This is a genomic window from Streptomyces sp. V3I7, from assembly GCF_030817495.1.
Lineage (GTDB): Bacteria > Actinomycetota > Actinomycetes > Streptomycetales > Streptomycetaceae > Streptomyces.
Window position 1 is genome coordinate 540,241 of the sequence record NZ_JAUSZK010000001.1, and the last position, 22,793, is coordinate 563,033.

The 22,793-nt window shown below is 72.9% G+C and carries 20 protein-coding genes and 4 pseudogenes; 11 read left to right on the top strand and 13 right to left on the bottom strand.

Annotated features, from left to right (window positions below):
* Window positions 1-29: 29 nt before the first annotated feature.
* The gene (locus tag QFZ74_RS30380) at window positions 30-644 is read right to left on the bottom strand and encodes a thiolase family protein (RefSeq protein ID WP_373462461.1); all 615 of its coding nucleotides are present in this window, start codon (window positions 642-644) and stop codon (window positions 30-32) included.
* Between the two features lie 97 nt (window positions 645-741).
* Window positions 742-1,722 carry an NAD(P)H-quinone oxidoreductase gene (locus QFZ74_RS02560; RefSeq protein WP_307619141.1) on the bottom strand — a complete coding sequence of 327 codons (981 nt, stop codon included), beginning with the start codon at window positions 1,720-1,722 and terminating at the stop codon, window positions 742-744.
* Window positions 1,723-1,912: 190 nt separating this feature from the next.
* On the opposite strand from QFZ74_RS02560, the gene QFZ74_RS02565 reads away from it, so the two are divergent.
* Window positions 1,913-3,865, top strand: coding sequence for an FUSC family protein (locus QFZ74_RS02565; RefSeq protein ID WP_307619142.1), 1,953 nt, complete (start codon window positions 1,913-1,915; stop codon window positions 3,863-3,865).
* 117 nt (window positions 3,866-3,982) lie between these two features.
* Here QFZ74_RS02565 and QFZ74_RS02570 read toward each other — a convergent pair.
* The 3 genes and pseudogenes from QFZ74_RS02570 to QFZ74_RS02580 all read right to left on the bottom strand — a co-directional run.
* A pseudogene (locus tag QFZ74_RS02570) lies at window positions 3,983-4,303 on the bottom strand (flavin reductase family protein); the annotation flags it as partial.
* Window positions 4,296-4,418 (bottom strand): annotated as a pseudogene (locus tag QFZ74_RS02575) (hypothetical protein); the annotation flags it as partial. The pseudogenes QFZ74_RS02570 and QFZ74_RS02575, both read right to left, overlap by 8 nt.
* A 51-nt stretch (window positions 4,419-4,469) precedes the next feature.
* Window positions 4,470-5,147 carry a uracil-DNA glycosylase gene (locus QFZ74_RS02580; RefSeq protein ID WP_307619143.1) on the bottom strand — a complete coding sequence of 226 codons (678 nt, stop codon included), beginning with the start codon at window positions 5,145-5,147 and terminating at the stop codon, window positions 4,470-4,472.
* 190 nt (window positions 5,148-5,337) lie between these two features.
* On the opposite strand from QFZ74_RS02580, the pseudogene QFZ74_RS02585 reads away from it, so the two are divergent.
* The 3 genes and pseudogenes from QFZ74_RS02585 to QFZ74_RS02595 form a co-directional block, all read left to right on the top strand.
* Window positions 5,338-5,656: pseudogene (locus QFZ74_RS02585) on the top strand (uracil-DNA glycosylase); the annotation flags it as partial.
* Window positions 5,653-6,645, top strand: a complete 993-nt coding sequence (locus tag QFZ74_RS02590) for an N-acetylglucosamine kinase (RefSeq protein WP_307619144.1) — start codon at window positions 5,653-5,655, stop codon at window positions 6,643-6,645. The pseudogene QFZ74_RS02585 and the gene QFZ74_RS02590, both read left to right, overlap by 4 nt.
* Window positions 6,646-6,810: 165 nt before the next feature.
* Window positions 6,811-7,734: a sirohydrochlorin chelatase gene (locus QFZ74_RS02595; RefSeq protein ID WP_307619145.1), complete on the top strand. Its 924-nt coding sequence runs from the start codon at window positions 6,811-6,813 to the stop codon at window positions 7,732-7,734.
* An 85-nt stretch (window positions 7,735-7,819) separates the two neighbouring features.
* Here QFZ74_RS02595 and QFZ74_RS02600 read toward each other — a convergent pair whose 3' ends face one another.
* Together QFZ74_RS02600 and QFZ74_RS02605 are read right to left on the bottom strand one after the other, a co-directional pair.
* Complete coding sequence (locus QFZ74_RS02600) at window positions 7,820-8,863, bottom strand: lactonase family protein (protein WP_307619146.1); 1,044 nt, start codon at window positions 8,861-8,863, stop codon at window positions 7,820-7,822.
* A gap of 102 nt (window positions 8,864-8,965) precedes the next feature.
* On the bottom strand, window positions 8,966-10,459 hold the full coding sequence (locus QFZ74_RS02605) for an FUSC family protein (protein ID WP_307619147.1): 1,494 nt from the start codon (window positions 10,457-10,459) through the stop codon (window positions 8,966-8,968).
* 288 nt (window positions 10,460-10,747) lie between these two features.
* On the opposite strand from QFZ74_RS02605, the gene QFZ74_RS02610 reads away from it, so the two are divergent.
* Window positions 10,748-11,224 (top strand): Lrp/AsnC family transcriptional regulator, encoded by a 477-nt coding sequence (locus QFZ74_RS02610; RefSeq protein WP_307619148.1) that lies wholly within the window; start codon window positions 10,748-10,750, stop codon window positions 11,222-11,224.
* A gap of 252 nt (window positions 11,225-11,476) precedes the next feature.
* Entirely contained in the window at window positions 11,477-12,904 is a 1,428-nt protein-coding gene (locus tag QFZ74_RS02615; protein ID WP_307619149.1) for an MFS transporter, read from the top strand.
* 44 nt (window positions 12,905-12,948) lie between these two features.
* On the opposite strand, the gene QFZ74_RS02620 is transcribed toward QFZ74_RS02615, so the two are convergent.
* Window positions 12,949-13,725, bottom strand: coding sequence for a LysR family substrate-binding domain-containing protein (locus QFZ74_RS02620; RefSeq protein ID WP_307619150.1), 777 nt, complete (start codon window positions 13,723-13,725; stop codon window positions 12,949-12,951).
* Window positions 13,726-13,930: 205 nt separating this feature from the next.
* Here QFZ74_RS02620 and QFZ74_RS02625 point away from each other — a divergent pair, with 205 nt between their 5' ends.
* Window positions 13,931-14,323, top strand: coding sequence for a DUF5997 family protein (locus tag QFZ74_RS02625; protein ID WP_307619151.1), 393 nt, complete (start codon window positions 13,931-13,933; stop codon window positions 14,321-14,323).
* A gap of 24 nt (window positions 14,324-14,347) precedes the next feature.
* Here QFZ74_RS02625 and QFZ74_RS02630 read toward each other — a convergent pair whose 3' ends face one another.
* The 3 genes and pseudogenes from QFZ74_RS02630 to QFZ74_RS02640 form a co-directional block, all read right to left on the bottom strand.
* Window positions 14,348-15,238 (bottom strand): peptidoglycan-binding protein, encoded by an 891-nt coding sequence (locus tag QFZ74_RS02630; protein ID WP_307619152.1) that lies wholly within the window; start codon window positions 15,236-15,238, stop codon window positions 14,348-14,350.
* A complete protein-coding gene (locus QFZ74_RS02635; RefSeq protein ID WP_307619153.1) occupies window positions 15,238-16,800 on the bottom strand; it encodes a DUF6519 domain-containing protein in 1,563 nt (520 codons plus the stop codon). Before QFZ74_RS02635 ends, QFZ74_RS02630 begins: the two co-directional genes overlap by 1 nt.
* A gap of 66 nt (window positions 16,801-16,866) precedes the next feature.
* Window positions 16,867-17,199: pseudogene (locus QFZ74_RS02640) on the bottom strand (hypothetical protein); the annotation flags it as partial.
* Between the two features lie 200 nt (window positions 17,200-17,399).
* Between QFZ74_RS02640 and QFZ74_RS02645 the strand changes: the two are divergent.
* Window positions 17,400-18,713, top strand: a complete 1,314-nt coding sequence (locus QFZ74_RS02645) for a YhgE/Pip domain-containing protein (RefSeq protein ID WP_307619154.1) — start codon at window positions 17,400-17,402, stop codon at window positions 18,711-18,713.
* 145 nt (window positions 18,714-18,858) lie between these two features.
* On the opposite strand, the gene QFZ74_RS02650 is transcribed toward QFZ74_RS02645, so the two are convergent.
* Window positions 18,859-19,839, bottom strand: coding sequence for a cation diffusion facilitator family transporter (locus QFZ74_RS02650; RefSeq protein ID WP_307619155.1), 981 nt, complete (start codon window positions 19,837-19,839; stop codon window positions 18,859-18,861).
* Between the two features lie 573 nt (window positions 19,840-20,412).
* Here QFZ74_RS02650 and QFZ74_RS02655 point away from each other — a divergent pair.
* The 3 genes from QFZ74_RS02655 to QFZ74_RS02665 are packed head-to-tail and all read left to right on the top strand — an operon-like array spanning window position 20,413 to window position 22,395.
* Window positions 20,413-20,835: a hypothetical protein gene (locus tag QFZ74_RS02655; protein WP_307619156.1), complete on the top strand. Its 423-nt coding sequence runs from the start codon at window positions 20,413-20,415 to the stop codon at window positions 20,833-20,835.
* Window positions 20,836-20,852: 17 nt separating this feature from the next.
* A complete protein-coding gene (locus tag QFZ74_RS02660; RefSeq protein ID WP_307619157.1) occupies window positions 20,853-21,485 on the top strand; it encodes a cell wall protein in 633 nt (210 codons plus the stop codon).
* Window positions 21,486-21,498: 13 nt separating this feature from the next.
* Window positions 21,499-22,395 (top strand): MauE/DoxX family redox-associated membrane protein, encoded by an 897-nt coding sequence (locus QFZ74_RS02665; RefSeq protein ID WP_307619158.1) that lies wholly within the window; start codon window positions 21,499-21,501, stop codon window positions 22,393-22,395.
* A gap of 57 nt (window positions 22,396-22,452) precedes the next feature.
* On the opposite strand, the gene QFZ74_RS02670 is transcribed toward QFZ74_RS02665, so the two are convergent.
* Window positions 22,453-22,788: a hypothetical protein gene (locus tag QFZ74_RS02670; RefSeq protein ID WP_307619159.1), complete on the bottom strand. Its 336-nt coding sequence runs from the start codon at window positions 22,786-22,788 to the stop codon at window positions 22,453-22,455.
* Window positions 22,789-22,793 lie beyond the last annotated feature (5 nt).

Below are 22,793 nucleotides of genomic sequence, written 5' to 3' on the forward strand. Positions count from 1 at the left end.
GCTGCCTCCCGGCCCGCTCGCACAGAAGGTCATCGTCGCGGGGAGCCGGACGGGCAGGCGGCCCGCCACGCCGCCCGCCCGGCGATCCGGCCGTACGGGTGCCCGATGGCGATCGCGCCGCCGTTGACGTTGTACTTCGCGGGGTCGAGGCCCAACTTGTCCCGGCAGTACACCGCCTGCGACGCGAAGGCCTCGTTCAACTCCCACAGGTCGATGTCGTCGATCCCCAGGCCGTGGCGCTCCAGCAGTCGTGGGATCACGTACACCGGGCTTATCCCCATCTCATCGGGTTCGCATCCCGAAACCGCGATCCCACGGTAGGTGCCGAGCGGCTCGAGCCCGCGTCGCGACGCCTCGGCCGCCTCCATGAGCACGACGGCCGCGGCGCCGTCCGACAACTGCGACGCGTTCCCCGCGGAGACCGTCGCGCGGTGTCCGGCCCGGTCGGGCAGGACGGAACGAAGCCCGCCTAGCCCCTCGGCGGGGGTCGACGGACGGTTCCCCTCGTCCAGGGCGACGGTGAACGGTTCGGCGACCGGATCCGCGTCTTCCGCCGCGACCAGCCTCGTCCCCTCGTACGGCACGATCTCGTCCGCGAAGAGGCCCGCTTCCTGGGCTGCGGCGGTGCGGCGCTGGGACTCCAGGACGTACTCGTCCTGCGTCTCACTGCTGACGCCGTACCGCTCGGCGACAGGCGGCCTCTCTCAAGGCCCCCCCTGGCCCCCTTTGCGACCGACGCCGCTACAGTGCGATCAGCAGCACCTTGCCGATGTGGCTGCTGTCCATCAGGCGGTGTGCCTCGGCGGCGTCGGTCATGGGCAGTTCGCGGTCGATGACGGGGCGGATCTTCCCTGAGGCGATCAGCGGCCAGACGTGCTCGCGCACGCCGGCGACGATGGCGGCCTTCTCCTTCAGTGGCCGGGCCCGCAGCGAGGTCGCGGTGATGGCCCCCTCCTTCATCAGCAGGGCGGCGATGTTCAACTCGCCCTTGGTGCCGCCCTGGAGGCCGATGATCGCGAGACGGCCGTTGACGGCGAGGGCTGCGACGTTGCGGTCGAGGTACTCGCCGCCGCCCATGTTGTCGAGGATGACGTCGGCGCCCTTGCCGTCGGTGGCCTGCTTGAGCGCGGTGACGAAGTCCTGCTCGTGGTAGTTGATCAGGATGTCTGCGCCCAGCTCGGCGCAGAACTCCAGCTTCGCCTTCGAGCCGGCGGTCACCGCGACGCGGGCGCCGATGGCCTTGGCCAGTTGGATCGCCATGGTGCCGATGCCGCCGGCGCCGCCCTGTACCAGGAGGAGCTCGCCGGGGCGCAGGTGGGCGACCATGAAGACGTTGGACCAGACGGTGCAGGCGACCTCGGGCAGCCCGGCCGCCTGGTCGAGGGTGACGTCCTTGGGTACGGGCAGCAGCAGGACGGCCGGGACGGCGACCTTCTCGGCGTAGCCGCCGCCCGAAAGCAGTGCGCACACCTCGTCGCCGACGGACCAGCCGCAGACGCCGGGGCCGAGCGCGGCGATCGTGCCGGAGCACTCCAGTCCGAGGTAGGGAGAGGCGCCGGGCGGCGGGGCGTAGTTGCCCTCTCGCTGCATGATGTCGGCGCGGTTGACGGCGGCAGCCGCCACGTCGACCAGCACCTCGCCCTCGCCGGGCACCGGATCGGGCACCTCGCTCCAGGTCAGCTTCTCGGGCCCACCAGGTTCGGGAACTGTGATCGCGTGCATGCCTGCGACGCTACCCCCGCGAAAGCCGCCTCCCCGGGCAGGCTCGACCGCGACGCGGATCGTTGCGGCGCCCCGTCCACCCCTCAGCACCCCGGACTGAAGACTGCACCAACATCAGCCGCGAGCAACCCCATGCTCATGCTGGCCTACCGAGGAGGCGGTCAGCCGGTTCGCGACGATAATGACCGGTATGTTCCGCAAGTCTTCGGTCGACCTCACCCCTCCTGATTGGCTCGTGCGGAACCTGCGCCCCCACCCCGCGCCGCCCGTCAACTGGGCGGTGGCTGCTCGGGCCGCTGTCGCCGTGGCGCTGCCCCTGGCGATCGGGCTCGTCACCGGGCACCTGGCCTATGGCGCCCTCGCCTCCATGGGCGCCATGAACGGCGTCATCGGGGACACCGTCGACGCCTACCGCATGCGGATCATCCACATCGCCGTCCCCCAGCTCGTCGGAGCCGTCGGCATCGTCCTGGGCCTGCAGGCCTACGGCCAGGGTTGGTACGCCGTCGGCATCGTCATCGGGGTCGCCCTGCTGTCCGGGATGATCTCCACGATCGGCGCGGTCGCCTCAGTCTCCGGCCTGCTGTTCCTGCTCTACTGCATCATCGGTGCGGGCCTGCCGCTGCCCCGACCGTGGTGGCTGGCGCCTGTTCTGATGACCGGCGGCGGTCTGCTGGTCCTGCTCCTGACCTTGCTCGGCTGGCCGCTGCGGGCCGGAGTGCCCGAGCGAGTGTCGGTCGCGCGCGCCTACCGCGTGGCGGCGAACCTGCTCGCTGCCTGCGGCGACCCGGACCGGTACATCAGTCTCCGCTTCGACGTCACCCGCGCCCTGTACCAGGCGTACGACCTGCTCACGTCCCACCGCGTCCGCCACCACGGCCACACCCGCGAACTGACCCGACTGCTGGCCCAGTTGAACGCACTCACCCCGGTCATCGACGCGGCCTCGGCCGTCCACCACGCCGGCCATCCGCTGGCGCCCGAGGTCCCCGAGGCGGTCCGCCGCATGGCCGACGCCGTGGAAACCGGCGAAACAGGCACCCTCGAACTCCCCGCCCTGCCCCCACCCGCCACCGAGGCGGCCCGCGCGGTCGACCACGCCCTGCGGCACGCAGCCGAGGTCGTCACCTCCCCCGACGTCGACCCCCGCAGCATCGACGACCGCCTCGGCAGCCAGGCCGCGCTCGGCACCCGTACCGCCCGCGCCGTCCGCAACGTCGTCCTGTGCGCCTGTTCCTGGCGCTACGGCCTGCGCCTGGCCCTCAGCATCGCCCTCGCCCAGATCCTGGTCTCCGTCATCCAGATCCCCCGCTCCTACTGGGTCCCCCTCACCGTCGCCTTCGTCCTCAAGCCCGACTTCGGCTCCGTCTTCTCCCGAGCCCTGACGCGCGCGCTCGGCACGGTCGCGGGACTGGTGCTGGCGGCAGCGGTGCTGGCGGAAGTGCCGATCGGCTGGTGGGACGTACTGGTGCTGGCCCTCCTGGCACCGCTCATCCCGATCCTCACCCCGCGCGGCTACGGCTACCAGACCGCGGTGATCACCCCACTGATCCTCCTCCTCATCGACATCCTCACCCACCAGGGCACGGGACTGCTGCTCCCGCGCCTCATCGACTCCCTCATGGGCTGCGCGATCGCCCTGGTCGCCGGCTATCTCCTCTGGCCGGAGAGCTGGCGCACCCGCCTCGGCCGCCGCCTCGCGGACGCGGTGGCGCACACGGCGACGTACGTCGAGACGGCGTTCGCCCCCGACGCCGACGCCGACCCCGTCGCGCGCGCCCGCATGCGCCACCGCCTCTACCGCGATCTGTCCACCCTCCGCACCGAGTTCCAGCGAGCCCTGACCGAACCCCCGCCCACCGGTCGCCGCGCCGCCGCATGGTGGCCCGTGGTCGTGGCCGTCGAACGCGTCATCGACGCCACGACCGCGGCCCGCGTCCGCGTCAGCCACGGCGCACCACCCCCGCCGCAGGCCGAGGTCCACCACCTGGCCGGGCAACTGCGCGAACTCGCCGAGGGCATCCGCGAGGCCGGCACCCTCACGGCCGGCCCCACCACCCACCCGACAAGACCGCCGCGCAGTGTCCTGGAACCGCTCCGCCAAGAGGTGGCAGCGGCCAGAGCGGTCATGGCACCCCACTGACCGAGAACTCCTCAGGAAAAGACCTTGGACATGTGGGGGGCTCCAGGCGGCCGCCTGGGACCTCGCCTCGGTGTGAAGTCGCCGATCGCGTGCCGTAGAACCAAGCATCGGCAGTGCTCAGCTGCGCTTGCCCGTCTGCCAGTCGCTCCAGCGGATCCGTGGCTTGCCCAGCACCTCGCCGAGCGTCCCCCACTCGTTTCGGCCCAGCCGCGCCAGCGGCCTCAGCCGCCCGATGTCCGGCAGCCCGTCCTCGGCGAGCACCTCCTCGCTCACCACGGCGTGCACCACCCGACCGAACACCACCGTGGAGTCGCCCAGCGTGAGCATGCTGTGCAGCACGCACTCCAGCGCCGCCGGCGAGGCGGCGACCCGCGGCGGTTTCACCCGCAGCGAGGGCTCACGCTCCAGTCCGACCGCCTCGAACTCGCTCGTCCGGCGTCGCGGCGGAGCCGTGCCGCGTCGACTCCCCGCGCACGGGCAAGTTGTCCTTGACGGCCACGGGCACGCCAGCGAGGGGGAGTTCGGCGGGATCGGCACGGTCCGCCACCGCGTCGAGCTGCTGGTGGTTCGCCGAAGCGATCAGGGCGCTGCGACAGCCGTGGCGTTACGGCAGGCGCCAGTCCACCGGCTGTCCGCCCTGCTGGATCAGCAGGTCGTTGGCCCGGCTGAAGGGACGCGAGCCGAAGAAGCCGCGGTCGGCCGACATCGGCGACGGGTGGGCCGACTCGATCGCCGGGAGCTCTCCGAGCAACGGCCGCAGATTACGGGCATCGCGGCCCCAGAGGATCGACACCAGCGGCTTGCCACGCGCCACCAGCGCCCGGATCGCCTGCTCGGTGACCTCCTCCCACCCCTTGCCGCGGTGTGCCGCCGGCTTGCGGGGCGCCGTCGTCAGCGCCCTGTTGAGCAGCAGCACACCCTGCTCCGTCCACGGTGTCAGGTCCCCATTGGACGGCCTGGGCAACGCCAAGTCGGTGTGCATCTCCCGGAAGATGTTCTCCAGGCTCCCCGGCAACGAACGCACCTCAGGCGCCACCGCGAAACTCAACCCGATCGCCATGCCCGGCGTGGGGTAGGGGTCCTGGCCGACGATCAGGACGCGAACGTCGTCGAAGGGCTGCTGGAAGGCCCGCAGGACATTCGCCCCGGACGGAAGGTATGTCCGGCCGGCCGCTACCTCGGCCCGGAGGAAGTCCCCCATCGCGGCGATACGTTCGGCCGCAGGTTCAAGAGCCTTCGCCCAGCCTGCTTCAACAAGTTCATGCAAGGGTCGTCGTGCCACAACGCGTCACCCTACTGGCACACACCAAAGTTCCGCACAGATGCAGAAGCCCCACGCACGAACGCCCGCCTTCGACGCTACTCTTCCTTCTCATCAAGGTCATCGAGCCGGTCCAGCAACTCACGCAGTCGGTCACCGGGAAGGAGGGGAGCCTGTTGCAACCAATGATCAAGCCACTCCGCCCTGGTCATCCCGCCGTGCTGCTGCTCGACAGGGCGCTGACGACGCCTCCGCGCAGTCCGGCCGCGCACCGCGGCAAGGGCTGGGAGCAGCTCACCGAGCAGGCCGTACGCGCGCTCGCCGCACGCGGCAGGCCGCTGGTGTCCATCCTCCGGGGCCGCGACGCCCGCGATCTGCGGCCGCTGCCGGGCAGTCTGCCGGCCGTGCGGTCGGCCCGCCCGTCGCCGATGCCGGCCGACCGCGGCTTCTTCGGCTCGCGTCCCTTCAGCCGGGCCAACGACCTGCTGATCCAGCAGGGCGGACAGCCGGTGGACTGGCGCCTGCCGTGACCGGCTTAACTCCGCGGGGTTTCCTCGCCGTCGACTCGGGTGGCTCCGGCCTCCGGGTCGCCGTCGGCGTGCCCGGGAGCGAACGGCCGCCGGTCCAGCGGGAGTCGAGGGTGCCGGTGCGTACGGGTGCCCGGGGGATCGACCCCGGGCATCTGCTGGAGCAACTCCTGCCGCTCGCCCGTGACTTGGTCACCGAGGCCGGGGTGAGCGGGCTGGACACGGTCGTCGTCGGGGCCGCCGGGTTCGCCAGCCTGGGCGAGGGCCTGCGGGCCGAACTGCCGGGCGCCCTGCGCCGGGAGCTCGGCGTACGGACGGTCGGGCTCGCCGCGGACGCGGTCACCGCGTACGCGGGCGCGCTCGGTCCGCATCCCGGCGCCGTGGTCGCCGCCGGTACGGGGATGATCGCGATCGGCACCGATCTCACCGGCTGGCGGCGGGCGGACGGCTGGGGGCACCTGCTGGGCGACTGCGGCGGCGGGGCGTGGATCGGGCGGGCCGGGCTGGAGGCGGCTCTGCGTGCCCACGACGGGCGCGACGGCGGCTCGGCCGCGCTGCTGGCCTGCGCCGAGGAGCGGTTCGGCCCGGTCACGGGGCTGCCGGGACACCTCTACCCGCGCTCCGACCGCGCCGCCGTCCTCGCCTCCTTCGCACCCGAGGTCGCGGCGTGCGCGACGCGGGACGCCGTCGCGGCCGACGTCCTGCGGACGGCCGCCCGCCACATCGCCGAGTCCGCCGCCGCGGTGTGCCCGGCCGGCGGGGACCCCCGGATCGCCGTCACCGGTGGGCTGTTCAAGATGGGCGCCCCTCTTCTCGTACCGCTGGCAGAGGAGTTGGCGCGCCGGCTGCCGCACGCACGGCAGGAACCGGCCGAGGGCGACCCGCTGCACGGGGCGGTGCGGATCGCGACCGACCTGGCGGCGGGGCGGCTCGCGCTGCCGGGGAGCGAGACGATGTTGTACGTGGGGGCCATAGCCACACAAGGGACTTGACCCATGAAATTCCGGACGTGTCCGGCAAGTGCCGTGCGGCGAGCCGGACAAGCGCACCGGTCAGCCCTTATCCGCACGTAACTCATCAGACAAAACCGGACGGATACCGCTCACCTGCACCCTCCCCGAACAGGGGAGCACCGGAAACCAGTAACATGCGGCGCCATGAGCTCCCCCACTGGGCCCGCCGGCCTGCCAGTACGAATGCCGCGCCCCCGCCAGCCTGGACGGCACCGCCGCCCCGAACCGCTGGTGGCTCCCGAGGGCGCGCCCGCGCTCGTCCTCGCGGTGCCGGGCACGCCCAGCGCCGCCACGCGCAGCCTCGCCGAGGAGGTCGTGAGCATCGCCCGCTCCGAGCTGCCCGGCCTGGACGCCAGGATCGGCTACCTGGACGGGGACGACGCGGAGTTCGCCAGCCTGAAGTCCGTGCTCGCGCACGCCGCCGAAGAGCGCACCGCCCGTTATGAGCAGGCCGTCGCCGCCGGTTCCGACGCCAAGAAGCCCGACGGCCCGGTCGCCGTCGTCGTGCCGCTGCTCGCCGGTCCGGACAGCGCGCTGCTGCGCCAGTTCCGCCAGGCCGTCATGGACAGCCGGGTCGCCGCCGAGCTGACCGACGTCCTCGGCCCGCACCCGCTGCTCGCCGAGGGGCTGCACGTGCGCCTGTCCGAGGCGGGCCTGGCCCGCGCGGACCGCGCGCGTCTGTTCACCGTGGCGACCGCCGCCGACGGCATCATCCTCGCCTCCGTGGGCGGCGACGAGGCCGTGCAGGCGGCCGGCATCACCGGCATGCTGCTGGCCGCGCGCCTGGCCGTCCCGGTGATGGCGGCGGCGCTGGACGAGGACGGTGCGATCGCCTCCGTCGCCGAGCAGCTGCGTGACTCTGGTTCGCAGCAGCTGGCGCTGGCGCCGTACCTGATCGGCCCCGAGATCGACCCGGCGCTGCTGGAGGCGGCCGCGGCGGAGGTGGACTGCACCACCGCCGAGGCCCTCGGCGCGTACCCGGCGGTCGGCAAGCTGGCGCTCGCCAAGTACACGACGGCGCTCGGTATCGCCCCGCAGCAGCCGCAGGGCGCGTCCGCCGCCCACTGATCCACCACGGCACCCGTACGCCCCAGGGCCCGCTCCGGCAACCGGAGCGGGCCCTTCGGCTTGGCCTGCCCCGCGGTACGAGGGCTCAGTCGTCGAAGACGATGCAGGAGGCGGCGGGGACCGCGACGGAGCCCTCGTAGCGGGGCAGGCCCGTCGTCGGGTCGATCGCGAACCAGGCCACGTCACCGGAGCGCTCGTTGGCCACGTAGAGGAAGCCGCCGGACTCGGCCAGCGCGCGCGGCCAGTGTCCGCCGCAGGGCACCGTGCCGACGAGCCGCAGCTGGTCCCCCTCGACGGCGAACGTGGACAGGACGTCCTCGCCCCGGGTGGCGATCCACACGAAGCGGCCGTCGGGCGAGACGACGATGCCGGAGGGGTAGGCGTCTCCGGCGGGGGCGCCCGGCAGGATCGGCGTCTCGGTCAGCGGCTTGAGGGTGCCGGTGGCGGGGTCCCAGCGGCAGACGGTGACGGTCGGGGTGAGCTCGTTGACGACGTAGGCGTACGTGCCGTCCGGGCCCTCCGGGCCGAAGGCGAGGTGGCGGGGGCCGGAGCCGGGGCGCAGGGCGATCTCACGGCGCAGGACGGGCTCGCCGTCCTCCAGCTCGCACACGCGCACGGAGTCCGTGCCGAGGTCGACGCTCACGATCCAGCGGCCGTTCGGGTCAGGCTGCACCTGGTGGGCGTGGGGGCCGCGCTGGCGCCTCTCGTGCGGGCCGGCGCCGGAGTGCTGGAGGACGCCGGAGGGGGCGGCCTCGAGGGTGCCGTCCACGGACAGGGGCACGGCGGTGACGCTGCCGGAGCCGTAGTTGGCGGTCAGGACGTGTCCGGCGTGCAGGCTGAGGTGGGTGGGTCCGCTGCCGTCGACGGGCACGGGCGCCCCGGCGGGCTCCAGCTTGTCGCCGCGCACGTGGTACGCGGCGACCGCGCCGTCGGCCGTCTCGCTGACCGCGTACAGCATGTCGCCGTCGGGCGACAGCACCAGGTACGACGGGTCGGCGAGGCCCTGGACCCGGCCGAGCAGGGTCAGCGCCCCGGTGTGCGGGTGCACGGCGGCCGTCAGCAGACCGGGGCCGCCGGCCGCGGTGAACGACCCGATGAACGCCTTGCGCCGTCTGCCGCCGTCCGCCACTGCCGTCCCCTCTCGCTCCGAGCCGTTCCGAGCCGCTCGGGGCCGACGGTAGCAGTCGATCAGCGGCGGTCTAGACCAAGACGCAGCTCGGCCGGACGGTCCTCAGGCTCCGACCCGGGGTGCCGCCGCCGGGGTCCGCAGGGGCTCGGCGAGGTCGGCGAGGGCGCGTTCGAGGCCGTGGAGGTGGGCCAGGACCGGTTCGGCGGGCGGCTCGGCCGGGGCGGTGATGTGCTCGGAGCCGCCCTCGGTGAGCGCCTCGACCGCGGCTTCCACACGCCAGCAGGCGGCGGCCAGTCGGGCGTCGTGGGAGGCCTCCGGGTCGGTGGCGACGGCCACCAGGCCGCGGATCTCGCGGGCGCAGTCGTCGAGGAGGGCGAGGACCCGGCGGGCGCGGCGCTTGCGGCCGAGCAGCGGGTTCAGCGGATGGACCAGCGGGGCGACCGAGAGCCGTACGCGGCCGAGGAGCTGTTCGAGTTCGGCCGCGCGGACGGCGGGGTTGGCCGTCGTCGAGCCGGCCAGCCGGGCGGCGGCCTCCTCGGTGCAGGCGTGGACGCAGCGCAGGGCGCGCTGGATCCAGGCGTCGGTGGTGGCGTGGGTGGTGACGGGCAGGACCAGCAGCACGGCCAGGAGGGCGCCTACGGCACCGATGCCGGTCTCGACGAGACGCAGGGCGAGCAGGCCGGGAGTGAGGTGGCCGAGGAGGCCGTAGAGCAGCTCGATCAGCAGGGTCACGCAGAGCATCATCCAGGTGTAGGACACGGCGGCCGTGTAGAAGATGCCGAAGACGGACGCGGCGACCAGGAGCGCGGTGACGACGGGCTGCCCGCCGACCGGGATGGCGATCAGGAAGCCGAGGCCGATACCGACGAGGGTGCCGAGCATCCGGCGGGCGCCGCGGACCAGGGTCTCGCCGCGCGACGCGACGTTGACGAAGATCCACCAGGCGGAGCCGACGGCCCAGTACCAGCGCTGTCCCGACACCAGCTGGCCGACGACGAGGGCGATTCCCGCGGCGGCGGCCGCCTGGACCGCCAGCCGGGTGGTCACGCGGGCCAGGCCGGTGCCGCCGGGCGGGGCCGGGGGCGCGGCGGGAACCGGCAGGCGGCGCTCGTAGCACCACACGCCGAAGCGCACCGCCGCCGCGGTGAGCACGGCCAGCCCGACGGCGGCGTCCAGCTCGGGCAGCTGCGCCGGGGCGGCGTGCAGGAACTGGGCGACGAAGAAGGTCATGAAGGCGAACACGCCGAGGCTGTGGCCGCGCGGCCCCCATCGGCGCGCGTACACGCCCGCTCCGACGACGGCGACGAACGCCAGGTCGCGGGCCACGGAATGGTCGTGCAGCTCGGCGGCCGCGGCGAGCACGGGCAGGCCGACGACGGGCAGCAGCGCGGTGGTGACCGCCTGCCCGCGAATCGTGGCGTCGGTGACGGTGAACAGGGCGAGCAGCGCGGTGATTCCGCCGATGATCGCGCCCACGAGGGAGTAGCCGGCGAGGCCGCACATGACGACCGCCGCCGCGATGCCGAGCACGGCCCGTGCGGCGAACCGCAGTCGCATCAGCCCCGGGTCCGGAGCCGTGAACACCCTCTTGAGCACCAAATTCCCGCCCCCTCCGGACGACAAAGGACAAAAGCCCTCTTACCGACACACAAAAGGCGCCGCGGGATCCGCAGCGCCATCGACATGCCCATCACAGCATCTGAACGGCCTCTGGCTCAAGTGAGCCCCGCGTCACTGGACCAATGGCACAGAACGCAGACCCCCCAGACGCCGCCCGTCGGGCCAACGGACCAGGTCAGACGGCACGACCGCGTCGCGTACCGCTGAGCCATTGGTACAGTCGGCGATGATCGGCGGACCGACGCGAGGGGAGGCCGCAGCACGATGGCCGTGGACGAGCTCGACACCCGCATTCTGCGGCTGCTGCTGGAGCAGCCGCGCACCAGCGTCCGCGAGTACGCCCGCATCCTCGGCGTCGCCCGAGGCACCCTCCAGGCCCGCCTCGACCGCCTCGAACGCGACGGCGTCATCACCGGCACGGGCCCCTCGCTCTCCCCCGCCGCCCTCGGCCACCCGGTGCTCGCCTTCGTCCACATCGAGGTCACCCAGGGCCACCTCGACGACGTCGGGGACGCGCTGGCGGGCGTACCGGAGATCGTGGAGGCCTTCTCCATCACGGGCGGCGGGGATCTGCTGACCCGGGTCGTGGCGCGGGACAACGCCCACCTGGAGGACGTGATCCAGAAGCTGATCAGCCTGCCGGGCGTCGTGCGCACCCGCACGGAGGTGGCCCTGCGCGAGCGGGTGCCGCACCGGCTGCTGCCGCTGGTGGAGTCGGTCGGCCGGTCGGCGCGCGGCTAGCGCCTCTCGTTCGGATCATGCCGGGCTCGCGGGCCCCGGCGCCGTTCCCGCGTCGCCACCCGGAAGCACCAACGCCGGCCGCCGGGGCAGGATCCGGGCCCCGCACCGGCCAGGCGACCGTTTGGCCGCTCCCCCGTCCCTGTCGCGCCGCGCGCGGGGCGGCGGCCGTTCCTACGGTGAGCGCAGGACGCACGAGAAGGCGAGTCGCATGCCCACCTCCCGCATGATCGAGATCGTGAACCTCGAGGCACCATGACGACGGTCCAGGTACGGCAGTCGGACCCCGTCGCGGACGAGCGGCGGCGCTGGAAGGCGCTCGCGGTCTGTCTGACGGCGGGCTTCATGACCCTGCTCGACACGTCGATCGTGATCGTGGCGCTGCCCTCGATGGAGCGCGGCCTGCACGCCGCCACGGCCGACCTGTCCTGGGTGGTGTCCGGTTACGCCCTCACGTACGGCCTGGTCCTCGTCCCGGCGGGACGGCTGGGTGACCTGCGGGGCCGCAGGGAGACCTTCATCACCGGGGTCGCGCTGTTCACGCTGGCCTCGGCGGCCTGCGGACTGGCACCGACCGGCACGTGGCTCGTGGTGTTCCGGCTGCTCCAGGGCATGGCCGGGGGCCTGATCGCGCCTCAGGGGTCGGGCCTGATCCAGCAGATGTTCAAGGGCGCCGAGCGTGCGCGCGCCTTCGCCGCGTTCGGCAGCGTCGTCGCCGTCTCCACCGCGGTCGGCCCGCTGGCGGGCGGTCTGCTGATCGAGGCCTCCGGCAGCTGGCGCTGGGTGTTCTACGTCAATCTGCCGATCGGCGCGGCGGTGATCATCGCAGCCCTGCGCCTGCTCCCCCGGCATGCCCCGCGCAGGGATCCACGGGAGGGGTTCGACGTGCCGGGGGTGCTGCTTCTCGGTGCCGGTGCGCTCGCGCTCATGCTGCCCCTGGTGCAGGAGCAGGCCTGGTCCGGGCGGGGCAAATGGGCGTTGGTCCCCCTGGCCGTCCTGCTGCTGGCGACGTTCTGGGCGTGGGAGGGGCGGCAGTTGAGGCGCCGCCGGGGGCCACTGCTAGACCTGCGGCTTTTCCGCGTGCGGGCGTTCAGACTGGGCGCACTGCTGAGTTTGGCGTACTTCGCGGGCTTCACCTCGGTCCTCTTCGTGTACACGCTGTTCCTGCAGATCACCATGGGCTACAGCGCGCTCGCCGCGGGGACGGCCGCCATGCCGTTCGCGGTGGGATCGGCGCTCGCCGCCCTGGCCGGGGGACGCCTGGTCGGCCGCTACGGCCGGGGGCTGGTGGTCCGAGGGTTGAGCTGTGTGGCGCTGGGACTCGTGGGCGTCATCGTGTCCGTACAACTCGTGCCGGGCCGGTACGTGGGGTGGGCCGCGGCGCTGCCCCTGCTCGTCGCCGGGATCGGCTCGGGCCTGACCGTGGCGCCCAACACGACGCTCACGCTGGCCCGGGTGCCGGTACGGCGTGCGGGAGCGGCGGGCGGGGTGCTCCAGACCGGCCAGCGGATCGGGTCGGCGGCGGGGATCGCCGCGGTGGGCGCGGTGTACTTCGCCCGTCTGGCCAACCACGGCCGCGCCTCCGGCGCCCTCCAACTGGGCTTCCTGACCTCGCTGCTGTTCATCCTGGCCGCGCTGACGCTGGCCGTCGCGGACATGCGGGACGGTTCTGGGACGGGCTGAGCGGCCACCGGCCCGGGTCCGGGTTCCCCTACTCCCTACGTTCCCTACGACCGCCGGCGCGGGTTGCCCCGCTTGGCCCCCTTCGGAGCACCCGCGCGGCCTCGCTGCGGCCGGCTCCCGGACTTGGCGCCGCCCGCCGCGGGGTTCTTCCGGGCGGGTGCCTTCTCCGTGCTCTTGCGCTTCGCCGGCTCGGTGGACGGCGGCGCTTCCGCACGGCCGCGGCTGCTGTTGACGGTGCGGCCGCGGACGATGCCGATGAAGTCCTCGACCAGCTCGGTCGTGGCCTCCTCGGGCCAGGACAGGGCCACGCTCGACTGCGGAGCGTCCGTGACCGGGCGGTAGGTCAGGTCCTTGCGGTGGTAGAGGCGGGCCAGGGACTGAGGGACGACCAGGAGGCCGACGCTCGCCGCCACCAGCTCGATGGCGTCCTCCGTCGTCGCCGGGCGCTCGAACGCGGGCTCGCCGGGCGGGCTGTCCCAGTCGAGGACGTCGTCGAGGGGGTGGAAGAGGACCTCGTCGGCCAGGTCGTCGAGGGTCACCTCGTCGGCGGCCGTGATCACGTGGTCCTTCGGCACCACGACCACGGTGGTCTCGGTGTAGAGGGGGATCGCGCTGAAGACCGTACGGTCGACGGGCAGCCGTACGAACGCCGCGTCGGCCTCGCCGCCGCGCAGCAGACCGTCCGTCTCGGCCGCGGGGACCTGGGCGAGGGTGAGCGGGATGTCCGGCAGACGCTCGTTCCAGATCCGCGCCCACTTGGCGGGCGTCACTCCGGGAACGTATGCGAGCCGGAACGACGGTGATTCCTCCGAGCCTGTCACCAGGCCAGGTTACCGGCCGTGGCGGGATGCCCCGTAGTCGGCCGTGACCGGACGCCCGTGGCCGACCGCAGCCGGACGCCCGTAGTCGGACCGTGACCGGCCGCCCGTGATCGGCCGTGACCGGCCGCCCGTGATCGACCGCGGCCGGACGCCCGTGGTCGGCCGTGGTCGGAAGGCCCGGCGGGCGGCCGATACCCTTGACCGCATGAAGTCCCACCAGAGCGCCCAGACGATGAAGCCCGCCACCGCGGCGAAGAAGCTGGGTGTGTACCTCCCCGCCACCCCCGCCGAGTTCCAGGAGGGTGTCGTCACGCGCGCCGAGCTGGGCGAGCTCCAGGCCGATCCGCCCCAGTGGCTGCGGGAGCTGCGTGCCAACGGCCCGCACCCGCGTCCGGTGGTCGCGGAGAAGCTGGGCGTGTCCATCTCGGGTCTGGCGCGCGGCGGGGTCACCGACGCGCTCACCACCGAGCAGATCGAGGCGCTGAAGCAGGAGCAGCCGGAGTGGCTCCAGCAGGAGCGCGCCACCCAGGCCGACGTCCGCAAGGAAGGCGCCCGGCTCAAGAAGGCCCAGCGCGAGAAGGACGCCGAGCAGGGCTGACGGCCCCGCCCGGCGCGCTCCCGCTCAGTCGACGGCCGGCACCTTGAGCCTGTCCCAGCTGGTCTTCCCCGGGATGCCGTCGGCGTCCTGACCTCGGAAGCCCAGGTGGTGCTGCCAGGCGGCGTACGATGTGCGATCGGCCTCGGTCCACTCAGGGCCGGGGCCGCGCTCGTAGCGGCCGCAGCCCTCGGCGACGAGGCGGCGGCCCATGGCGGTGATGAGCGGCGACCGCTGTCCGGTGTGGAAGAAGCCGCTTCCGGGGAACGGGGCGTGTGCCGGCCTGGGCGCGGGCTTGTGGTCGCCCGAGTCCGTCCCGCCGCCCTTTCCGGCCAGCCGCTTCGCGATCCGCGCGCGCATGCCGTCCATGGTGAAGCCGCGCGGATCCTGCTTGCCCGGCTGCCACTCCTTGTGCCCGATGACGGAGCGCTCGGACCAGCCGTAGTGGCGGCAGATGGCGGCGGCGACCTTCTCGATGGCCTCCTTCTGTGCCTCGGGCCAGGGGTCCTTGCCGTCGCCGAGGTTGATGCACTCGAAGCCGTAGAAGTGGCGGTTGCCGTCGGTGTCGGCCTCGTTGTCGTGCGGGAGTCCCGACTCGTCGACCACGGCCCGCAGGACGTCGCTGTCGCCGAGGCCCGCGTGGTTGGCGCGGCCGTTGCCGACGAGGTGGACGTGGCCCTTCTTGTCGATGACGCCGTGGCAGAGCGGGCCGGGCAGCCCGGAGTAGTCGTCGTAGCAGATGTCGACGGAGGCGGCGGTGCCGGAGGTGACGGTGTGGTGGATCATCACGCCGTTGATGGGGCCCCACGGGCCCTTGGTGTTGCGGTTGTGGTGGCGCCAGTCCCGCACCTCGTGGACGGTCACGCCCTCCGCGCGCAGGATCTCCACCAGCTTGGACGCGCTCATCGGCTGGGCCATCACTCGTCTCCTTCCACGGCCGCCTCCACGGCCGCTGTGGTCTGCGAACGGCCGTGGGAGGGGTCGTTCTCCGTCCGCTTCTCCTCGGCGGCGGCCCGGGCCTCGGCCTCCAGAGCGGCCTCGTCCGCCGCCGGGATGCTCGCGGCCAGCGGGCCGAAGGCGAGACGCAGGTCGACGTTGCCGCCCTCGCCCTTGATCAGGGCCAGCGGCGCGAAGTGCCGGGCGATCCCGGCCGGCGCCTGGAGCAGCGGGCGGCGGGCCGGGTCGGTGGGCCACTCGACGCTGCCGGTGGCGGTGCGGGCCGGGATCAGCCAGTGGTCGCCGGTGCGGTAGTCGCCGCCCTTGGCGAAGTAGACCTCGACGCCGTCCTCCAGGGGCAGCCACTCCCCCTCCGTGACGGGCACGGCGCCGCCCTTGAGCGCGGCGGTACGGCCCTTGCGCCTCGGCCCCTCGTGGTGGTCCCAGCGGCGCAGGAACGGGTGCAGATGCGGCAACCGCCCGATGCTCGGGTCGGGTTCGGCGGACAGCCGGACGCGGCGGCCGGGCAGGTCCAGCTCCTCGACGCGCAGCAGGGGCAGCGGTTCGAGACGGGAGGCGTAGGCGGTGTCGGTGACCTCGACGAGGTCGCCGACGTCCAGGTCCAGCTTGTCGTCGAGGCCGAGGGTCGCCAACTGCACCCAGGTGCCGTCGAGTTCGTCGACGGGGAAGACGACGGAGCCGTTCTCGCGGGACCACTTGAAGGTGGCGTCCTTCGCCGCGCCCCCCGCGGGGACCTCCACCCGGTACAGCTGGTTCTCCGGGCCGCGGTAGCGCGCGTCGGGCCGGACCAGGCACGGGTCCTCGTCGGCGTGCTCGGGCCGCTCGCTGCGGGCGGCGAGGTGGGCGGAGGGCGCGGACCGGCGCTGCGCCCAGCGGGTGAAGGCGGCGCGGACGACCTCCTTGGACGGGTCGGCGTCCTCGATCTCCAGCGCGCTCAGGGACAGGGCGAGCACCTGCCATACGATCTTGGCGCGGACCGCGGTGTCGGGCAGCGCCGCGCCCAGGGCGACCTCGCGCAGCGCCGGGTCCTCGGCCGCGGAGACGGCCCGCTCCCACACCTTGAGGTAGACCAGGAACGGCGACTGGGCGGGCGAGGGCAGCCGGTCGGCGGCCTTCTCCGGGTCGCGGAAGCCGTCGGGCTGGTCCCAGTAGTCCCAGTACGCCGCCGCGGCCGGCGTCTCGTGCTCGTCGTCGTGGCTCTCCCCGTCCTCGTCCGGTACGGGTGTGCCGGCCACCGGGCGGTCGGCGTCGCACAGGATGCCGTCGACGTAGTAGCGGCCGCCGTGGATGTACAGGGTGTCGATGTCGTGCTTGCCGCCGACGTACTCGATGCGGAAGCCGGTGGCGTCGCGCGGGCCGCCGTGCTGTCCGATCAAGTCGGCGGTGAGGGTGCGGGCCTGGTGGAGCTGGATGGCGGCCTGCTCGTTGAGGTCGGCGTCGAGCTGCACGCGGCCCTGCTGGGCGACGACGGCGGAGTAGTGCCGCTCCGGCCGGAAGGTGGAGCGGGAGAGATCAGCGTGCATGGATGGGGTCCCCCTGGTTCGGGAAGTTCAGGTCGGGCGTAGGGGCGTGGGCGTACGCGGGGCGGCTCATGTCACGAAGAAGATCCCGGCGTCCGTGCCGGCCGGGGTGTACTCGGCGAGCCGGGCGCGCAGGCCGTCCTCGCGCTGCGGCCGGTACAGGTCGTGGAAGGCGCCGAGTTCGCCGCCGTCGTCCGCGCCGCGCCGGATTTCCTCGGCGCAGGGGTCGGCCAACTGCCCGTACCAGGGCGTCCCGTAGCGCTCGGAGGCGAACAACGGCCTTACGCGCGCCGCCTGTTCGGAGCCTGCCAGGTCCGGCTGGCAGCGGTGGCGGCGCGGGGTGCGCGAGCCGGGCGGGACGTAGGAGTACCGCAGGCAGCCGATACCGCGCCGGGCCACGTGCCGCGCACAGCATCCGCCCCCCTGTACCCGGTTCCGCGCCGACGAGCTGCTCGGCCGCACGTTCGGAGATCGAAGACGTTCTCGGCGTGGTGGCCTGAAGTCCCCTTCACCGGAGTGACGATGGATGGCTTACTCCGGCCGTGGGAGGTTCGGCGAGGCGCAAAATGCCTCCGCCGTACCGGCACGCATGCTGGACAACCATGACCGCCGAGAGAAGTAACCCTGAGCGATCGCCCGCAGGTCCCGGCCCCGGCCCCGTCCCGCAGGCGGCCGCCCTCGCGCTGCTGCGCCGGCCCAAGCTGTGGCTGATGCCCACGATCCTCACCGGGCTGCTGGCCCTGCTGCTGTCCCTGCTCTACATGGGCGGCATCGTCAGCCCGACCCGCTATCTGCACCACATGCCGATCGGCCTGGTGAACGAGGACAAGGGCTCTCCCCTGCCAGGCCAGCGGCAGAACCTCGGCACCCAGCTCACCGAGGCCGTCGTCACGAACAAGTCGGACGACTCGGCCCAGTGGCGCCGGCTGCCCCGCGCCCAGGCGCGGAATCAGCTCGCCTCCGACCAGATCTACGGCGCCCTGGTCGTCCCGGCGAACTTCACCGACTCCGTCGCGGCGCTCACCACGACCCGCGCCGACACGGCGCCGACCCTCACGGTGCTCACCAACCCCGGCAAGGGCAGCCTCGGTTCGTCGTTCGCCAGCCAGATCATGACGACCGTCTCCCACCAGGCCTCGCTGAAGGTCGGGCAGCAGCTCACGGCCTCCGCCGGCCGCGCCGGCGCCGACTCCACGACCCGCGTGCTCCTCTCCGACCCGGTGCGGACGGTCACCAAGGTGGGCCATCCCATCGGCAACAACAGCGGGCTCGGGCTGTCCGCCTTCTACTACACGCTGCTGCTCGTCCTGGCCGGCTTCCTCGGCGGCAACCTGCTCCACAGCAGCGTCGACGGCGCGCTCGGCTACGCGGACATCGAGTTGGGTCCCTGGCACAGCCGCCGGCCCACGATCCGCGTCAGCCGCACGCAGACCCTGCTGCTGAAGCTGCTGATGACCGCGGGCATCAGCGTCATCAGCGCGTCACTGATCATGCTGGGCTGTGTGGGGATCTGGCACATGGACGCGAGTCATCTGCCGCTGCTGTGGATCTTCTCGTACTGCGCCGTCCTCGCCGTGGGTATCGCCGTGCAGGCCATCAACGCCGCGTTCGGCGGCATCGGGCAGCTCGTCTCGATGTTCGCGTTCATCGCCCTGGGGCTGCCGTCCTCGGGCGCCACGGTCCCGCTCCAGGCACTCCCCGGCTTCTACCGCTTCCTCTCGGTCTTCGAGCCGATGCGCCAGCTCGGGGACGGCGTCCGCGCGATCCTGTACTTCGACGCCCGTGGCGACGCCGGCCTCGACCGCGCCTGGCTCATGATGGTGATCGGCGTGGCGGTCTCCCTGCTCTTCGGCTTCGCCATGACGACGTACTACGACCGCAAGGGGCTCAAGCGCAGCATTCCGCGGCCCGGTTGAGGCACCTTTGCGGATCGCTCTCGCCCTCGGCGACCGTGGGATCCGCGTGCAACCAGCACCGCCGCCAGCTTCGGCACGGCGTGGCCTCGACCGCGACACGGTGAGCCCGTACGGCCAACAACCCCGATGAGGCACCCTCCCGCCGTCAGGCAGCCGCGTGGTGCGCCAGCGCGAGATGCGGATCGCCCTCACCCTCGGCAACCGTGGGATCCGCGTGCACCAGCGCCGCGGCCAGCTTCGGCACGGCGTGCAGCAGGGCATGCTCGGCCCCGACCGCGACACGGTGAGCCTCCCGTACGGTCAACTCCGCGTCCACGACGACCGCGACCTCGGCGCGCAGCCGGTGCCCGATCCAGCGCAGTCGCAACTCACCGACGCCCTGGACGCCTTCGACGTCCGCCAGGGCCCGCTCGGCGGCGTCCACCAGGGCGGGGTCGACGGCGTCCATCAGCCGCCGCAGGACCTCGCGGGCGGCGTCCCGCAGCACCAGCAGGATCGCGCCGGTGATCGCCAACCCGACGAGTGGATCGGCGAGTTGCCATCCGAGGGCGGCACCGCCCGCGCCGAGCAGCACGGCGAGGGAGGTGAACCCGTCCGTACGGGCGTGCAGTCCGTCGGCGACCAGTGCGGCGGAGCCGATGTCGCGGCCGACGCGGATGCGGTAGCGGGCCACCCACTCGTTGCCGAGGAAGCCGAGCACGGCCGCGGCGGCGACGGCCGGGACGTGGTGCAGGTCCCGGGGATCGAGCAGCCGGTCGACGGCCGACCACGCGGTGAACGCGGCGGAGGCGGCGATCGTCAGCAGGACGACGACGCCGGCCAGGTCCTCGGCGCGCCCGTAGCCGTAGGTGAACCGGCGCGTGGCCGCCCGGCGGCCGAGGACGAAGGCGATGCCGAGAGGGACGGCGGTCAGCGCGTCGGCGGAGTTGTGCACGGTGTCGCCGAGCAGGGCGACCGATCCGGAGACCAGCACGATCCCCGCCTGTGCGAGAGCCGTCCCGCCCAGGGCGGCCAGCGAGACCCACAGCGCCCGCATGCCGCGCGCGGAGGACTCCAGGGCCGTGTCGACGCGGTCGGCCGCCTCGTGCGTGTGGGGCTTGATGAGATGACGGAGCTGGTGACGCACAGGGGACTCCTTCCGGCCGCGGGAACGCCCGCGTCACATGGGGACCAACGCGCGGGACGCCGAAGACACCGTCGTCCATTATCTGCGGATAAGCCCCTGATTTCACCTCTCACCTGCACTCGATGCGCAGCCGCGCACAGGCGGCGAACGGCGCCCCGCGAGGCCCACGGCGCCGCGGTGCGACCGATGCCCCGCTGTGCCACCTCTCGCAACTCCCGCAACGATGGCGGATTCTGTGCGCTCCCACCCTCTGGCGGACGCGCGTAGAACGCGCCATCATGGCTCCGTTCGTCTCTCTCGCACCACCGCTCCATGCACGGCTCGGCGCACCACCGCTCCATGCACGGCTCGGCGCACCACCGCACCGTCAAGTGCGGCGCACGGCAAGCGGTTCCACGGCCCGGGATTCCGGGCCCCGGCGAGCACTCGTACACGCGTCCCTGGACCAGCTCTGGCGACTCGGCATCTCCGCGCGGCATGGCACCGCGCACGGCCACGCGCTGTTTTGTCATGCACGCATCACACATGTACCGCGCTCGCCCCACCGTTTTTGATGACGAAGGGAGCGTCACCATGGCATGCGGATCGACCTATCTCTGGAGAGGGGAGACCTCGTGGTTCTGCTGCGGCAGCGCCTGGGGTCCCTGTAGCAGCGCGGGCGGCGGCGCCTGCGGCGGCTGTCAGTCCAGCAGCAACCACGGCGCGTGGCCCAACGCCTCCGCGAACTGCTGGGACATCACCCGGCCCGACCTGTGCGGCGAGAACATCCCGCGGCGCGGCTGCGGCGCCGTGATGAACGTGAAGCACCAGTGCACCGGCGCCACCGTGTGCATCACCATCAAGGACTGCGGTCCGCGCACCAAGGACTGGTGCGGCGAGCTGACCTGCTGCAACGGCACGTGCCGGTCGAACCGCGTGCTGGACCTGACCCCCGCGGCGTTCTCGAAGATCGGCAGCCTCAGCTCCGGCAAGCTGCCGGTCTGGATCTACGAGTGAGAGGGAGGGAAGAAGCCATGAGCCGTCACGGCAGACCCCAGCCGGAGGACGCCCCGGGCCTCGGCCGCCGGCGCTTCCTCACCACCGCCGCGCTCGGCGGCGCCACCATCGTGGGCGCGTCCGCGCTCGGCGGGCTCGACGCCGACGCCGCCTTCGCCGCCCCGATGAAGCCGCTGGACCCCGCGATCGCGGACTCGTCCTTCGCCGAGGGCCGGATCACCGCCATCACCGGCGGCCTGCTCCATGTCGCGGGCTCGTACGGCGACGACTACAAGGTCCAGCTCACCAACGCCACCAGCATCTGGAAGCTGCGCCCCACCACCGCGGACGTGATCGAGGCCGGGGACGGGATGTACGCGCGCGGCGTTCCGATGCCCGACGGCACCATCGCGGCGGACGCGGTCTGGGTGAACATCGTCAACCTCGACTGCGTCATCCGCGGCCTCGGCAAGGACCGTATCGACCTCGCCCACAACAATCACGCGGTGCACGGACGCATCGTCAGGGACACCACCGCGGCCTCGTACCAGGGCAGCGCGCTCACCTCGGACCTGTCCCGGCTGCGCATCGGCCAGGCGGTCCAGGTGCTGGGCGCCTGGCGGCCGCACGACGGTTCGGTGGACATCGCCCGCGTGACGGCCGGGCACTGAGGCGGGAGGCCGGATGATCTCACTCGCCTGGAACCTCGCACCGGTGGCGGTCGGGGGCCTGCTCGCCTGGACCGGCGCGGCCAAGCTGCGCAGCCGGTCACTTCAGCGGCAGGCCGCCGACACGGCCCTGGCCCGCGTCCTGAACGACGTCCAACGCGCCGTGCTGGTGCTGCGGGCCGTCGGCACGCTCGAACTGCTCCTCGCCGCAGGGCTGTTGCTGCTTCCGGCAGCGGCGTTTCCCGGGTGGGCGACAGCGGCGCTCGGGACGGGCTTCCTCGGCTATCTCGCCCACGCCAAGGCGACGATGCCGGAGTCCTCGTGCGGTTGCAGCGCCAAGGACGACGACCGCATCACCTGGCGCTCGTTCGCACGGGCGGGCCTGGTGGTCCTCGGCGGCCTCGCCGCGCTCGCCTCGTCCACCCCGTGGTGGTCGCAGGCCGGCCGGCAGCCTCTGGCCTCGGTGGCCTTCCTCGCCGCCTGGGCGGCCGTGGTGACGGCGCTCAGCAGCGAGGTGGAACGCCGGCTGCTGATGCCGGTGCGCAGGCTCCGGGTACGGATCTTCGGCCACCCGCTCGTCGCGTACGGGGACCAGGTACCGGTCGCCGCGTCCGTCGAGCTGCTGGAGAACTCCCTGGCCTGGGAGGCCGCTTCGCCCGTCGTCCGGTCGGCGCTGGTCGACCACTGGGACGACGGCGGCTGGCGCATCCTGCGGTTCACGGGCGTGCACGGATCGGGGGCCAAGGCCCGCCCCGTCTCCGTCCTGTTCGCCCTGGACGCGAGCTCCTCGATGGACACCACCGACAACCCGGCGGTACGGGTCACCGTCGTCGACGACGACACCGACGAGGTGGTGGCGGCGGACCTCCTCACCGGCCGCCCGTCCCGCCCGGCACTCCCCCTGGTGACCTGAGCCAAGGCACGGCCCTCGCAGGGACGGACACGGGTCCGCCCCTGCGAGGCCGGAACGTCACGCCATGCCGTCGGCCCCGCCTGGGCTCTCTGCGACACCGAGGATGTGCGTGGAAGCGGGCGACGGAATCCGTGTCACCGGAAAAGCGAACTTCTCGACCTCCCGGATCCTCAACCCGGCCCGGACAATGGCGGCTTGGGTGTCATTACCGGTATGGCACCCCCCACGGAGCACCGGCCACAGCGTGGCATCGACCAACCGCTGCACCCGCCGCATGCCCGGACTGTCCGCCCGCCCACCGATCACCTCGACCGGCGCGGCCACCTCCCGAGCGGCCTCCTCGGCAAACCCCCGCAACCGCGCCTCCGGCTCCACGGCCACCACCTGCGTCACTTCAG

Excerpts from the sequence above, each read along its gene's own strand:
- QFZ74_RS02630 (WP_307619152.1), bottom strand. The coding sequence starts at position 15,238 with ATGGCCCAGCCGATGAGCGCGTCCAAGCTGGTGGAGATCCTGCGCGCG.
- QFZ74_RS02610 (WP_307619148.1), top strand. The coding sequence starts at position 10,748 with ATGGCCGTGGACGAGCTCGACACCCGCATTCTGCGGCTGCTGCTGGAG.
- QFZ74_RS02595 (WP_307619145.1), top strand. The coding sequence starts at position 6,811 with ATGAGCTCCCCCACTGGGCCCGCCGGCCTGCCAGTACGAATGCCGCGC.
- QFZ74_RS02665 (WP_307619158.1), top strand. The coding sequence starts at position 21,499 with ATGATCTCACTCGCCTGGAACCTCGCACCGGTGGCGGTCGGGGGCCTG.
- QFZ74_RS02625 (WP_307619151.1), top strand. The coding sequence starts at position 13,931 with ATGAAGTCCCACCAGAGCGCCCAGACGATGAAGCCCGCCACCGCGGCG.
- QFZ74_RS02560 (WP_307619141.1), bottom strand. The coding sequence starts at position 1,722 with ATGCACGCGATCACAGTTCCCGAACCTGGTGGGCCCGAGAAGCTGACC.
- QFZ74_RS02645 (WP_307619154.1), top strand. The coding sequence starts at position 17,400 with ATGACCGCCGAGAGAAGTAACCCTGAGCGATCGCCCGCAGGTCCCGGC.
- QFZ74_RS02635 (WP_307619153.1), bottom strand. The coding sequence starts at position 16,800 with ATGCACGCTGATCTCTCCCGCTCCACCTTCCGGCCGGAGCGGCACTAC.
- QFZ74_RS02655 (WP_307619156.1), top strand. The coding sequence starts at position 20,413 with ATGGCATGCGGATCGACCTATCTCTGGAGAGGGGAGACCTCGTGGTTC.
- QFZ74_RS02660 (WP_307619157.1), top strand. The coding sequence starts at position 20,853 with ATGAGCCGTCACGGCAGACCCCAGCCGGAGGACGCCCCGGGCCTCGGC.
- QFZ74_RS02615 (WP_307619149.1), top strand. The coding sequence starts at position 11,477 with ATGACGACGGTCCAGGTACGGCAGTCGGACCCCGTCGCGGACGAGCGG.
- QFZ74_RS02565 (WP_307619142.1), top strand. The coding sequence starts at position 1,913 with ATGTTCCGCAAGTCTTCGGTCGACCTCACCCCTCCTGATTGGCTCGTG.